The sequence below is a fragment of the Paraburkholderia sp. SIMBA_030 genome (assembly GCF_046535245.1).
Classification (GTDB): domain Bacteria; phylum Pseudomonadota; class Gammaproteobacteria; order Burkholderiales; family Burkholderiaceae; genus Paraburkholderia.
The window spans coordinates 1-452 of the sequence record NZ_JAWRXB010000093.1 but is presented as its reverse complement, the minus strand read 5'-3'; the positions used below and the strand labels follow the sequence as shown (position 1 = coordinate 452).

At 62.8% G+C, this 452-nt stretch carries 1 protein-coding gene; it reads right to left on the bottom strand.

All coding sequences use genetic code 11. The features are described from left to right. The coding region (locus SB772_RS39165; RefSeq protein WP_410838410.1) for an extracellular solute-binding protein at window positions 1-452 on the bottom strand (452 nt) is incomplete at both ends.

The following is a 452-nucleotide window of genomic DNA, read 5'->3' as shown; positions in this document are numbered from 1 at the left end:
CAGTAACGATGCACCAGCGGCTTTTGCGCGCGCAGCACCTTGAGCACTTCGGCGTATTGCGCTTCGTTCAGCTCGTACGGGTCCTTGATGCCGAGCGCGGGATTCTTGTGCATCAGATAGACAGCGGCGTCGGCCACATAGATCGCGCCGTTATAGGCCTGCACGCGGCCCTTGTTGCTCTTGCCGTCCGGCAGCGTCTGCTGCTCGAAGACGACCGACCACGAAGTGGGCGCCTTCGGGAAAATCTTCGTGTTGTACGCGAGGAAATTCGCGCCCCACTGATACGGCACGCCGTAATGGACGCCGTTGACCGTGTGCCACGGCGCGTTCTGCAGCCGCGGCTCGATCGTGTTCCAGGCGGGAATCAGCGCCGTGTTGATCGGCTGCACCTTCTTGCCGTAGACGAGCCGCAGGCTCGCATCGCCCGATGCGGTGACGAGGTCGTAGCCACC